At 74.5% G+C, this 12620-nt stretch carries 10 protein-coding genes; 4 read left to right on the top strand and 6 right to left on the bottom strand.

The annotated features are described in order from the left end of the window. Nucleotides 1-74 precede the first annotated feature (74 nt). From ACLII4_RS07550 to ACLII4_RS07530, 5 genes are all read right to left on the bottom strand, one after another. Nucleotides 75-1361, bottom strand: a complete 1287-nt coding sequence (locus ACLII4_RS07550; RefSeq protein ID WP_412070291.1) for an MgtC/SapB family protein — start codon at nt 1359-1361, stop codon at nt 75-77. Between the two features lie 142 nt (nt 1362-1503). Continuing rightward, a complete protein-coding gene (locus ACLII4_RS07545; RefSeq protein WP_412070290.1) occupies nt 1504-1938 on the bottom strand; it encodes a hypothetical protein in 435 nt (144 codons plus the stop codon). Nucleotides 1939-2086: 148 nt separating this feature from the next. Further along, nucleotides 2087-3916: a histidine kinase dimerization/phospho-acceptor domain-containing protein gene (locus ACLII4_RS07540; protein ID WP_412070289.1), complete on the bottom strand. Its 1830-nt coding sequence runs from the start codon at nt 3914-3916 to the stop codon at nt 2087-2089. 186 nt (nt 3917-4102) lie between these two features. Beyond that, the gene (locus ACLII4_RS07535) at nt 4103-4960 is read right to left on the bottom strand and encodes a choice-of-anchor V domain-containing protein (protein WP_412070288.1); all 858 of its coding nucleotides are present in this window, start codon (nt 4958-4960) and stop codon (nt 4103-4105) included. A 55-nt stretch (nt 4961-5015) separates the two neighbouring features. After that, on the bottom strand, nt 5016-6458 hold the full coding sequence (locus ACLII4_RS07530) for a PQQ-dependent sugar dehydrogenase (protein ID WP_412070287.1): 1443 nt from the start codon (nt 6456-6458) through the stop codon (nt 5016-5018). 65 nt (nt 6459-6523) lie between these two features. Here ACLII4_RS07530 and ACLII4_RS07525 point away from each other — a divergent pair, with 65 nt between their 5' ends. Beyond that, a complete protein-coding gene (locus tag ACLII4_RS07525; RefSeq protein ID WP_412070286.1) occupies nt 6524-7126 on the top strand; it encodes a DUF1684 domain-containing protein in 603 nt (200 codons plus the stop codon). 149 nt (nt 7127-7275) lie between these two features. Here the strand turns inward: ACLII4_RS07525 and ACLII4_RS07520 are convergent, their stop codons facing one another. Next, the gene (locus ACLII4_RS07520; RefSeq protein ID WP_412070285.1) at nt 7276-8235 is read right to left on the bottom strand and encodes a hypothetical protein; all 960 of its coding nucleotides are present in this window, start codon (nt 8233-8235) and stop codon (nt 7276-7278) included. A gap of 366 nt (nt 8236-8601) precedes the next feature. Here ACLII4_RS07520 and ACLII4_RS07515 point away from each other — a divergent pair, with 366 nt between their 5' ends. The 3 genes from ACLII4_RS07515 to ACLII4_RS07505 are packed head-to-tail and all read left to right on the top strand — an operon-like array spanning nt 8602 to nt 12533. Next, the gene (locus ACLII4_RS07515) at nt 8602-9681 is read left to right on the top strand and encodes an MBL fold metallo-hydrolase (RefSeq protein ID WP_412070284.1); all 1080 of its coding nucleotides are present in this window, start codon (nt 8602-8604) and stop codon (nt 9679-9681) included. A 38-nt stretch (nt 9682-9719) separates the two neighbouring features. Continuing rightward, a complete protein-coding gene (locus ACLII4_RS07510) occupies nt 9720-10187 on the top strand; it encodes a hypothetical protein (RefSeq protein WP_412070283.1) in 468 nt (155 codons plus the stop codon). After that, nucleotides 10188-12533 carry a TonB-dependent receptor domain-containing protein gene (locus ACLII4_RS07505; protein WP_412070282.1) on the top strand — a complete coding sequence of 782 codons (2346 nt, stop codon included), beginning with the start codon at nt 10188-10190 and terminating at the stop codon, nt 12531-12533. The last annotated feature ends 87 nt before the right edge of the window (nt 12534-12620 follow it).

The raw sequence follows: 12620 nt of genomic DNA, 5'->3' as shown, positions 1-12620 counted from the left end.
CGGGAGCGAGCGCCGAAGATATCGGCACCGGCGGGCTCCCTCCCACAGCGGCCGCACGGAGGGGCGGCGAGTCCCTACAGCAGGAACCCGACCGCCAGCATCGCAGCCAGGATGACGGCCACGCCGGGCGCGATGGCCTTCTTGAGCGCGCCGGCCCCGGCCGAGAGCACGATCCCGCCCTTGACGACGGTGTTGCTGGCGGCGGCGAGCACGACCGCACGGGCGGCCGTCTCGACGGGGAGGCTGCCGTCTGCGCTCAGCTCGGCCATCGACAGCGTCACCGCGTCCACGTCGGCGAGCCCGCTGGCGACGGCGGAGGCGTACAGGCCGGCGGTGCCGAGGTACATCTCGGCGGCCTTCGAGCCGACGAGGATGACGGCGTAGAGCGCCCCGAACGCGAGCGCGCTCTTGAGCTCGAACGGGTTCGTGAACTGGCGCTGCCCCTCCCCTTCTTCGGACTCGTCCGTTTCCGACCGCCCGCGCCACCACAGGACGCCGGCGTACGCCAGCCCGGCAACGCCGCCCGCCGCGATGGCTGGCCACACGGCGCGCAGCAACGCCGGGTTCACGACGGCGGCTTCGACCAGCACGCGCGCGAACATGACCGTCCACGCCAGCACGATGCCCAGCGCCAGCGCCGACGCGAGCGCGGCCTGCCCCCGGCTCCGCTCCGCGAACGTCAGCGTGACGGCGGTCGACGACGCCAGCCCGCCGACGATGCCGGTGAGGCCGACCCCGCGCTCGGGGCCCAGCATCTTGACCAAGACGTAGCCCAGGAACGAGATCCCGGAGATGAACACCACCATCAGCCACACCTTGAAGGGGCTCACCACGTCGAACGGCGCCGGGCCATACGTCTGGTCGGGCAGGAGGGGCAGGACGAGGGCGGTGACGGCAGCGAACTTGAGGGCGGCCGACACGTCGTCGTCGTTGAGGGCGCGGACGAAGCGTCGCGTCTCGGGCTTGAGCTCGAGGAGCACGGCCATCGCCACGCCGACGCCGGCGGCGACTTCGACGGGGCCAGTGACGCTCAGCGCGCCGACGAGCGCGGTCAGCACGAGGGCCACCTCGGTGGTGAGGCCGATGTCGCCGTTGCGGGCCGTCGAGCGGTAGGCGGCGACGGCCATCGCGCCGAGGACGACGACCGTCGCGGGGAGCACCCAGCTGCCGAGCGCGGCGCCGAGCAGGGCCGCCAGCGCGCCCGCGAGTGCGACGAGCGGGAACGTCCGGATGCCGGCGATGGGGCCGCGCTCGGGGTCGCCGTCGTGGCGGTGCTGGAACTCGCGCTGGGTGCCGACCAGCAGGCCGATAGCGAGGGCGGCGCCGAGGCGCGCGAACAGGGCGAGCGGGTCGTCGGGCATGGGCGGCGGTGAAGGCGCTGGCGCAAGCTACCCGGCGCCTCGGCGAGCGCCCAGCCCGCACACGACAGCCAACCTCGATCACAGGGGTGGGCTTCCCGGCTGGGGGAGGAGAATCGTTGTCCGAGGCCGCGGGCGCCAGCGGCTAGTGGTCGCCGATGACCTGGCCGCTGTGGGGCCGCGTGTCGTCGCCGATGTCGAGCCGGTCCGGCACGTCGTTCCGCTGGGGCTCCGGGTTCACGAGCCCGCCCGTGACGGGCGTCTCCAGCGCCTGCACGAAGGGGGCGACGGTGGCGAACAGGAAGTCCTGCTGGAACTCGTAGAAGTCGGGGTCGAACCCGGCCGCGTCGCCGCGGTGGCCGGCCACGTCGAGGTAGAACGTGCGGGGCCAGCCGGGGAACTGCTCTTGGGCCTGCTGAACCAACCCAAAGACGGCTTGCGCAGCGTCCTCGAACGAGTCGTCGGGGGCGACGACGTGGTAGAGGGCGACGGTGTTGTCGAAGCCCATGTGGACGCCGGGGGCGTCGGGCTTGGCGTAGGCGGGGACGAAGGCGTCGTCGGGCGGCTCGGGCGTGTCCACGGGGGCGCTGGCGGTGCGCCGGGAAGCTAGCCGAGGGACGGGGGGCGGAAGAGAAGAGGGATCGAGGAGAAGAGGATGGGACGAGAAGAAGCGCGGAGGGGCGGCCGCCCCGTTCCGCCAGCCGCCGCCCTTCCTCACGTCGACCCTTCTACTCCTCCCCTTCTCTAGCCTCCTCCGCCAGCCCAACCAGTTCGGGCGCGTGGCCGGTGTGACCGTCGGAGCCGAGGTCGACGACGGGGACCGTGCGCCGGGGGAGATTCAGCCTCCAGCCGACGCCGCCGTCGAGGGGCGTGGCGAGGCCGCCCAGGGCCTTGGCGATGCGCGGGAGGTGCCCGCCGTGGAGACCGGGGGTCTCGCCGGGCGCGCCGCCCGCGACCGACAGTTCGATCCGGTCGGCCTCGGCCCAGAGGCGGACGTCGACGACCCGGTCGGACGAGGCGACGGCGCCGCCGACCAGGATGCGCACGGCGCGCTCGAAGAGGGCGCCGTCGAGCAGGAGCGGCTCGTCGGGCAGCGTGCACCACAGGTTGAGCGAGACGCGGCGGGCCTCGGCGGCCGGGCGGCTGGCGGCGGCGGCGGCGGCCACGATGGCGACCACGTCGGTCGGGGCCGGGTGGCCGACGAGGTCGCCGTCGCTCAGGAGCGCGAGGTCGTCGAGGACGACCAGCAGGCGCTCTCCGGCGCGGGAGATCACGTCGCGGACCTGGGCGAGTTCGTCGGGCGAGGAGTGCTCGTCGAGCAGGTCGGCATAGCCCAGGATGGAGGTGAGCGGCGAGCGGATCTCGCGGTCGATGTCCTTGAGGAGCGAGTCGCGGCTGGCGGCGGCGAGGGCGTCGGGATCGGTGGCGTCCTCCACGACGAACGCGAAGCGCGGCGTGCCGTCGGCGGCGTCGGCGATGTGGGAGACCGTCGTCCGGAGGGTCCGGGGGCGCCCGGGCCCGTCGACGTCGAGGTCGAAGCGGCGGGCCGGGCCCTCCGCGAGGGCCTCGCGGCAGGCGCGGAGCCACTGGGCCCCGAGCCGGCTCGCGAGCGAGGTCTCGGAGCCGAGGCGGCCGGCCAACGCCTCGGAGGTGCTGCCGAGCGCCGCGGCCCCCGCCGCGTTGACGCGGACGAACTCGACGTCGGCGTCGAGCAGGCGGGCCACGCCCATCCCCATCGGAGCGGCATCGAAGAAGGCGGCGAGGTCAGCCTCCCGCTCTTGGAGTGCGATGGCCGTCCGGCGGCCTTCGATGGCCGAGCCGGCCCACCGCGCCAGCGACTCGACGAGCGACCGCTCGGCGCCGGTGAACCCCCGGCGACGCGGGCGGCCCGACAAGGCGCTGAGCGTCCCCGCGCACCGGCCGCCGACGAAGACGGGGGCGCCGAGGTAGCAGGCAGGGCCTGCCACGCCGAGGGTGTTCTCAGCAGCGTCCTCGACGCCGAACGGGCCGTCGGACTGGGTGGTGACGGCACAGAACGTCTCGGCGAGCGGGACCGGGCCGACGGGGACGAGCGCGCCGGAGGGGTCGAAGGTGGCGTGCGGAGCCCAGGCGCCCTCGTCGGTCCAGGCGAGGACGGCGGCGTCGAGGCCGAGCGCGCCGGCCATGCGCTCCAGCGCGAGCGCGAGGCGGGCGTCGAAGGGGCCGGGGTAGATCGACACCTCGTGGAGCAGACGGCCCGGATCGGTCCCGCCGGGGGCCGTGCGGACGAGCGCGAGGGCGGCCTGGGCCGACTCCGCGAACGCCGCGTTCCAGTCGTCGTCGGGCTCGCGGGGGTCGGGCGCGAGCACGACCAGCGCCCCCTCGCCGTCTCCGAGCCGGGCGCCCGCCGCGAACCGGGCGCCCTCAATGGCATCGGTCAGGTCGCCACTGCCCTCCCCGTCCGCCAGCGCCTCGACCAGGTCCTGCAGCGCCGACGCGTCGCCGCGCCAGCCGCCCACGCCCGCGACGGCCTTGAGGGCGCCGCCCGCGCCTGCCGCGAACAGCAGGGCGGCCGGCACGCCGAGGCGGTCGGCGATCAGGCGGAGGCCGGCCTCCGCCGGAGCGGAGGGCCGCAGGTCGGGAGCGGGGGCCAGGGGTCGGTACGGGGTGGAGGGCTCGTATCGGCCAGCCCTCGACCGGCCTGAAACCCCTGCCGACAGCGATCCCTGACGGAATCCGTGCGTGCCCGTAGCGCCCGCTAGCGGTCAGCGGACGACGGCGAGCGCGCGCGTTCGTCGCGTCGCGCCGTCGACCACGAGCGTGTACGCCCCGGGCGCCAGCGCCTCGGTATCGACCACCAACGCGCCCGTCCCGACCGGCACCGTGCCGATCGTCCGCCCGGTGGCGTCGATCACGCGGGCCGTCGCCTCGCCCAGCCCGACGGCGTCGAATCGGACGGCCGTGCCCCGACGGGCGGGGTTCGGGTGCGCCGTGCCGAGGCGGGCGGCGTCAGGCCCGTCGTCGGCAGCGACGGGGGTCACGAGCACGTCGGCGGTCTGGGTGTAGATCAGGTCGCCGGAGGAGCCGCCGTTGCCGTCCGCCGCATTCCCGACCACGTAGATCCGGGCCGCGCCCACGCGCTCCCCACCTGGCGTCCAGTCGAACTGCCACGTCGTCTGTCCCGTGCCGCCGGCCGTGTGGGTCACATACGCCTCGGCGGAACCGGAGAATCGCGTGCTGGCAGCGTCGACGAGCGCCAGCGTCCCCCAGACGGACCCGCTCGGGTCGGCGGGGTCGCGGACGGTCGCCTGGAAGCCCTGGCGGCGCGAGCCGGCCGTGGCCGGGTCGGTCTGGTTGTCGACGGTGACCGTGATCCGCACCACGTCGGCGCTGGTGGCCGCGGCGGGCGCGTCGATGACGACGGAGCCGGACCCCGTGTTCAAGTCGGCCGTCGAGTGGCACACGTTGCAGGTCTGGGGCGAGCCGTCGCCACGCGTCAGGTTGCCGGCGAAGCCGGGGTTCGAGCCCGACGAGTTCGCCACAGCCATGCCGGGCGCGCCCACGACGATGCCGAGGGCTGCGATGGACAGGGTGGCGAGCAGAAGGGTGGGGCGCAGCGTCATCGGAGCGGGAAGCGGGCGTGGATGTATCGACGGAACGGCTGCCGGCTCAACGAGGTCACCGGGCACGGACCACCCAGCGGACCGTCGTGCCGGCCGCGCTCCGGGCGACGATGGCGTACGCCCCCGGCGCCAGCGCCCGCCCATCGACCACAAGCCGGTCCCGGGCGGGCCCGTCGTGCAGCACCGCCACCTCGCGGCCTCGCACGTCGACGACGGACACGCGGACCGCGCCGGCGCCCTCGACGCGGACGGCCGTGGCGTCGCGGAAGGGGCTCGGGCCCGCCAGTGCCAGCGCCGGGCCGCGGGCCGGGCCGCTCTCCCCTGCCGTCCCGGCGATGACGAGGCGGTAGATCGTCCCCCCGTAGTCGGTCAGCAGAATGTCGTTGCCTTGTGGGCCGGGGTCGATGGAGGCAATCAGCGGGGCTCGCTGGCCGCCGTTGGAGGTCGGCACGGCCTCGAGCAGCAGGATGGGCTCGACGGAGCCGAGCGGGAGCGCCCACAGCCGGCCCGAGACGAAGTCGCCGTAGAGGTAGTGGAACGAGAGGGCGAGGTCGGTCACCTCGACGACGTAGCCGCCGGTGATGGAAAACCCGCCTTGCGAACCGTGGTCGTAGGACACGACGGGCGGCTCGTAGGCCGCGAGATCGCAGCCCGAGCGAAAGCACTCGGGCCCCTCCACCTCGTTCCAGCCGTAGTTGCCGCCGGCGACGACGAGGTCGACCTCCTCCCACCTGTTCTGTCCCACGTCGCCGACCCAGACGCCGCTGGCCTGGGCCGAGAACTTGAACGGGTTGCGCAAGCCGTAGGCGAAGATCTCGTCGCGCTCGGGCCCATCGGTGGCGGCGAACGGGTTGTCATCGGGGATCGCGTACGGCTCGCCCTCAGGCACGTCGTCCACGTCGATGCGGACGATTGTGCCGAGCAGCGTCGTCGGGTCCTGGCCGTTCTCGAACGGGTCGCCGCCGCCGCCGCCGTCGCCTAGCGACCAATAGAGGAAGCCGTCGGGGCCGAACCGGACCGTGCCGCCGTTGTGGTTGTCGGCGGGCTGCTCGACCTCCAGAACCACGCGCTCGGTGCTCAGATCGGCCACCAGCGGGTCGGCCTCGGAGCGGGTGACCTCCGACAGGCGCGAGACGAAGACCGGGACGCCAGGCACGTCGGCGGTGTAGGACAGGAAGACCCGCCCGTTCGTCTCGTACTCGGGGTGGAACGCGAGCCCGAGCAGCCCCGCCTCGCCACCGGCGGCGGCGCGGTCGGACACGTCGACGAAGACGGTCGGGGCGGCGTCGCCCGGGACGACCGTGCGGACGCGCGAGGCGGCCGTGCCCCCCCCCTGCTCGACGATGTAGAGGCGGTCCGGCTGGCCGGGCGCCATCTCGACGCCGACGGGGTTGCGGAACCGGATGCCGGGCAAGGCCTCTTCGACAAACGCGATCTGGGCGATCGCCGGAGCGGCGGCCACCGTCAGCAGGGCGGCGGCGAAGATGGGGCGGAGCATGGGGTCGGGCGTGGCGGGGTAGCCAATCTAGGCGGCGTAGCTTCTGCACGTCGCCCCCCGCTCCCGTGCCCCGCGCCCGCCTCCTGCTGACTGTGTGGACCCTGGCCGGGTTGGTCGCCGCCTGCGGTCCCGACCCGGCCGCCGACCTCGACCGCACGGCCTTGCGGGCGGGCTGGACCCAGTGGGTCGCCGCTCGGGACTCGCTGTTCCGCTCCGAGGTCTCCCCGCTCGTCCCCGAGGACCTGCCGGGCTTCGACGGCATCCCGTACTTCGACTACGACCCTGCGTACGCCGTCCCGGCCGTGCTCGTCCCGTCGCTCACACGCGACACGGTCAACTTCCCGACGACGACCGGCGCACTTCAACGCCACGTGACGGCCGGCCACCTCGTGTTCACGCTCGACGGCGTGCAGCGGCGGCTGGAGGCCTTCGAGTCGGTCGGCGACACGCGCCTGTTCGTCCCCTTCCGCGACGCCACCAGCGGCGACGCCACCTACGGCGGCGGGCGCTACCTCGACCTCGAACTGGAGCCGACGGGCCGCTACGCGCTCGACCTCAACCGGGCGTATCACCCCTACTGCGTCTACAACGTGTCGTACTCGTGCCCGTTGCCGCCCGCCGAGAACACGATGTCGACCGACGTGCCGGCTGGCGAGCGGCTGCCGTAGGGCGAGCGGCTGCCGTAGCCCGAGCGGGACGTCGGTATCGGGTTTGTCCGCGTCGGCGCTGAGGTCGGAGCGCCCCCTGCGGGGCGGGCCTAAACGCAGCGCGCCCACTCCGAGGAGCGGGCGCGTGCGGGGGGGACGAGGGCCTGAGCCTAGTCGTCGTCGTTGTTGCCACGGCGGCGGTCGTTGCGGCGCGAGTTGCGGCGGGACTGCGCGCGGTCGTCGTCGCTGCGGTCACGCTCCGCCCGGCGGTCGTTGCCTCGGCGGTCGGTGTCGCGGCGCGAGCGGGCGCGGTCGTCATCGTCGTCATCGTCCCGGTCGCGCTCGGCCCGGCGGTCATTTCTGCGCCGGTCGTTGCTGCGACGAGAGTCGCGACGCTCGGCTTCCTGTCGCCGCTGCGCTTCCTGGCGACGCTGAGCCTGTTGGCGGCGCTCGGCTTCCTGACGTCGCTGGGCGTCGCGGCGAGTCTCCGCCCGGCGGCGGTCGACACGGTCGTCGCGGCGGTCCTCGCGCCGGTCCGCCCGGCGCTCCTGCGCGCGGCGATCCTGGCGGGCGTCGGTGCGGCGGCCGTCACGGTTGTCATTGTCGTACCGCTGCCGCGTCTCGTACCAGCCGCGTCGCTCGTCGTACCGCCGGTTGCGGTAGTAGTCGTTGTAGCGCGCGCCGCCGTAGCGGTTGTAGTACGCGTAGGGCTCGCGGTAGCGGCGGTCGAGGAGCCGGTCGATCTCGCGGTCCGTGTTCGCCCACCATCCCCGGGCGCGGCTCGAACCCCGTGGGAACGGGTAGACGCTGCCGTGGCGGCTGTACGCGGTCTGGTCGAGGAGCCGGTATGTCCGGCTGACCAGAAGGTCGCGGATGGCCCGCTCCTCGCGGTTCGAGATCCGGAGGTAGCGGTCCAACTCGTCGACGTAGTGGCGCGCGTCGCGCTCGACGTTGCGGCGGTAGTCGCGGCCCGTGCGGCCGTAGTTGCCGTCGTGGTTGCCACGGGGGGCGCGGCGGTAGTCGCCGTAGTCACCGCTCCCGTAGCGGTCGCCGTAGGCGCCCAGCCCAGCACAGCCGGAGAGCGCGACGAGCCCGGCCAGGGCGGTCAGAGAGAGTAGGGATCGGTTCATGACGGAGAGGGCGGTGGGAAGTCACGGTCGCGCTGGGTGGTGCGCACGAGGGGAGCCGCGACAGGGCCGGGTGAGGTCACACTCCCAGTACACAACGGCCATGCCGAGCGCCGGAATCGTCCCAAACGCGCCAGACGTTGCCTCGCCTGTCCACGCCGATGGACACGCCCCGTCGCCGCTGCCCGACTCCCGCGCACCCATCGCAACCCTTTCCCGCCCGGGTACCGACACCCTCCCCTGCAAGCCGTTCTAAGGAGAACCAGCAACGAGGGACCGCTATCCGCCGGGGCCCGTTGAGATCTGCCCCGACCACCGGGCCTTGATCGGTCTGCCGATCCCTGACCACCGATTCACCGACCCGCCGACGTGCTCGCCCTCCCCTCCGTCTTCGGCGCCGCCCCCACCGGGGATCGCCGCGCCGCCGTCCGCCGCTCCCCGCAATGGGACGGGAAGGCGTTCCAGAACCCGATCCCCGTCAAGATGTCGGCCTCGCCGAGCGTGATGTGGGAGTTCGTCACTGGCGGCGCAGCCACGCGGACGCCCGACGGCGAGGTCCCCACCGAGCCCCGCACGCGCGCCGACTTCGACGAGCCCCAGGCCCTGCGGCTGACGTGGCTCGGCCACGGTACGACGCTCGTTGAGATCGAGGGGCGGCGTCTGCTCATCGACCCCGTCTTCAGCGACCACGCCTCGCCGGGGCGGCTGTTCGGCGTGCCCCGCTTCCACGCGCCGCCGCTGCCGCTGGCGGAGCTGCCCGCGCTCGACGCCGTCGTCCTCACACACGATCACTACGACCACCTCGACCACGCGACCGTCCGCCATCTCGCGCCGTCCGTCCCGCGCTGGGTGTGCCCCCTCGGCGTCGGCGCGCACCTGGAGCGGTGGGGCGTGCCGGCCGACCGGATCACCGAGCACGACTGGTGGGACGAGGCGGAGGTGGGCGGGCTCCGGCTCGTCTGCACGCCCGCGCGCCACTTCTCGGGCCGCCAGCTTCTCGACCGCAACCGGACGCTGTGGTGCGGGTGGGCGGTCTTTGGAGACGGGGCGCGTCTGTATGCGACCGGCGACGGCGGCTACGGCCCGCACTTCGCTGAGATCGGCGAGCGTTTGGGCCCGTTCGACGCCACGCTCGCGGAGTCCGGTGCCTACGATGCCGCGTGGGCGGACGTCCACCTCGGGCCCGAGCAAGCGGTCCGCGCCGTCGTCGATGCGCGGGGCGGGGTGATGGTGCCGGTCCACTGGGGCACGTTCAACCTCGCGCTGCACGGGTGGACGGAGCCGGTCGAGCGGGTGTTGGTCGCCGCCGAGTCCGGGGGTGTGCCGGTGGCCACCCCCAAGCCGGGCCAGCCCGTCTACGTGGCCGCGCCACCGCCCGTCGAGCGGTGGTGGCCCGCGCTCGACTGGCGGAGCGCCGACCAGGCGCCCGTCGTGTCGTCCGGGCTGTAGCGGCGCCCTACCTTCGGGCCTCTCCCCCCTCCGACCCGATGCGCCTCCGATTCCTCCCCCTGCTCGCCGTAGCCCTGCTCGCCGCCGGCTGCGACTCGAGCGACGACGACGCGCTCCGCCTGGACGCCGCCTTCTACACCGGCACCTGGGGCCTGGTCAGCGTCGCCGACGCGACCGGCGACCGGACGGGCCAGACCGAGCCGTTCTTGGACGACTTGCGCGTGACCTTCACCGCCGACGGCACCTTCACGCTCGTCGCCGATTTCACGGCCATCGTCAACCAGACCGTCCGGCCCGACGAGACGATCACGGGCGATTACCAGGCCTCGGCGACGGCCAAGACGCTCGTGCTCATCTCCGACGGCGTCGCGGCGCTCTTCCAGGCCGACGCGACGGTCACCAACCAGGTCGCGCTGACGGCCCCCGCCAGCATCGTCACGGGCATCCTGGGCGAGCTCCCGTTCGACCTCCAGGGCGACGTGACGCTCGTTGTCCAGCGCCGCTAGGTGCGGCGTCTCGTCCTCGCTTTGGCCCTGCTGGCGGCGGGCGCCAGCGCCCAGACCGCTCGCGTCGCCGGCACCGTCACCGACGCCGAGACCGGGACGCCGGTGATCGGCGCGGCCGTCACGGCGACGGTGGGCGATGCGACGACGGGCCGGGCGACCGACGCGGCCGGGCGCTTTTCGGTCGCGGTGCCGCCCGGGTCGGTCGCGCTCCAAGTCTCGGCCGTCGGCTACGCCCGCCTCGACACCACGCTGGCCCTGGCCGCAGGCGAGCGAGCCGAGCTCGCGCTGCGGCTCCGCCCGGCCGTCTCCGGCATCGCCGAGGTCGTCGTCGAGGCCCGGCAAAGCGCGACGGCCACGCGCGCCGAAGCGCCGGTCCGGCTCGTCCCTCAGGCGGTGTCCGTGCTTTCGTCCGGCGTGCTCGACGCCCAGGGCGCCCGCGACACCCGCGACGCGCTCCGCAACGTGCCCAGCGCGACGACGAGGGCGAGCGGCGAGCCCGGCGCGATCCCCGTCTTGCGCGGCTTCGAGACCGACCAGACCGGCGGCGGCGTCCGCCGCGACGGCGTCGAGGTGCCGTACCTCAGCGACGGGCTCCGCGCGAACGTCGCCCGCGTCGAGGTGCTGCGCGGCCCGGCGTCCGTCCTCTACGGGCGGCTGGAGCCGGGCGGCGTCGTCAACTTTATCACCGAGAAGCCCCGCGCCGGGCGCCATGCGGAGGCCGAGGCGGACGCGGGCACGCTCGGAACGGGCCGGCTGGCGGTCGACCTCGGCGCGCCCGTCGGCGGGCTGGCGACGCGGCTCAACGCCTCCGTCGAGCGGACCGCACTCCGCGAGGGCGTCACTGGCGACGCCGCGTTCGTGGCCCCGGCCCTGCGGTGGACGCGCGGGCGGCTGCTCCTCGATGTCGACGCGGAGGCGGAGAGGACCGAAGTCGGCTACGACCCTGGGATCGCCGCGCTCGGCGACGGCACCGACGCGCTCGACGCCGTCCCCGCCGACCGCACCTTTGGCGAGCCCGACGCCCCCCGCCGCTGGCGCTCGGGCGGGGTGTTCGTGAACGCCGCGCATGCCACGCGGCCCGGCCTGGCCCTGCGCGCCCACGCCTCGGTCTCGCGGAGTGTGCTCGACCGGGGCCTGCTCGCGCTCGACAGCCTGACCTCACGGCAGGAGATCGGCGCCCCACTCGTCGCGCGGTCGCTGCGGTCCGAACGGCTGGCGTTCACCTACCTCAAGGGCGCCGCCTTCGCGGATGCGCGTGTCCGGACGGGCCCCGTCGCCCACACGCTCACCGTCGGCGCCGAGGCCATCCGCGCTTGGGCCCAGGCCGACGGCGACGCCGCCCTCACCATCGCCGACGGCACGACGACCTTCGCCGCGATCCCGCCCGTCGCCCTCAACGCCCCCGCCCCCACCGGCGTCGACCACACGGCCGACGTGCCCTACCTCGACGCCAGCGTCCGGGGCCTCGACGCGGGCGCCTTCGTGCAGGACCGCGCGACGGTCGTCCTGGGCGCCGTGCCCGTCCATGTGGTCGGCGCCCTGCGCCTGTCGCACGTCCGCGCCGAGGCCACCATCTTCGCGCTCGCCGACACACCAGACGCCCCCGCTGGCGTCAGCGAGCGCGTAGCATCGGTGACGGCCGCGACGCCGTCGGCCGGACTGGTCGTCGAGCCGGCCCCCGGCTTGGCGCTCTACGTCTCGTCGGGCGCCTCCTTCAACCCCGTCGTCAACCGCGTCGACCGCGACGGCCAGCCGTTCCGCCCCACGCGCGGCGTCCAGGTCGAGGGCGGTGTCAAGGTCGAGGGCGCCGTCGCGGCGGCCTCCATCGCGGCGTTCTGGATCCAGAAGGACGACGCGCTGACGGTCGGCCCGGGCGGCTTCTTCGAGCAGACGGGGCGCCAGCGGAGCCGGGGCGTCGAGGCCGAGGCGCGCGCCCAGCTCGGCGGTGTCACCGCGCTCGCCAGCTATGCCTTCACCGACGCCGAAGTGATCGAGGACGACAACGTGGCGCCGGGCACGCGGCTGCCCTTCGCGCCGCGCCATGCGGCGAGCGTGTGGGCCGAGGCGACGCGCGGGCCGGTCGCGCTGCGCGGCGGCGTCTGGGCCCAGTCCGACCGGACGGGCGCGCTCGCCAGCACCGTCGTCCTGCCCGCGGAGGCCGTCGTCGACCTCGGCGCCGGGCTGGCGCTCGGGCGCAGCGTCGCCCTCCGCCTCGACCTGCGGAATGTCCTCGACGCCCGCGGCTACACCGCTGCCCGGACACGTCCGGGCCGGGGCGACGGGCCCCTCGTCGTCGGTTGGCCCACGCCCGGCCGCGAGGCCCGCGTCGGCATCGTCGTTCGGTAACCGCACTCCCCCCCGGGAGGAGCGGCTCCGCCAGCGGGCGGCCACTCCCTGCCCCCGCGTTGAGCGGAGCGATGCACGAGTTGGCGG

It is taken from the genome of Rubrivirga aquatilis, assembly GCF_046845665.1.
Classification (GTDB): Bacteria; Bacteroidota; Rhodothermia; order Rhodothermales; family Rubricoccaceae; genus Rubrivirga.
The sequence above is the reverse complement of the archived record's forward strand: the minus strand, read 5'-3'. Positions and strand labels throughout refer to the sequence as shown.

Bases quoted from the DNA above. Each gene is read 5' to 3' on its own strand.
- ACLII4_RS07510 (WP_412070283.1), top strand. From the start codon at position 9,720: ATGCGCCTCCGATTCCTCCCCCTGCTCGCCGTAGCCCTGCTCGCCGCC.
- ACLII4_RS07520 (WP_412070285.1), bottom strand. From the start codon at position 8,235: ATGAACCGATCCCTACTCTCTCTGACCGCCCTGGCCGGGCTCGTCGCG.
- ACLII4_RS07535 (WP_412070288.1), bottom strand. From the start codon at position 4,960: ATGACGCTGCGCCCCACCCTTCTGCTCGCCACCCTGTCCATCGCAGCC.
- ACLII4_RS07530 (WP_412070287.1), bottom strand. From the start codon at position 6,458: ATGCTCCGCCCCATCTTCGCCGCCGCCCTGCTGACGGTGGCCGCCGCT.
- ACLII4_RS07550 (WP_412070291.1), bottom strand. From the start codon at position 1,361: ATGCCCGACGACCCGCTCGCCCTGTTCGCGCGCCTCGGCGCCGCCCTC.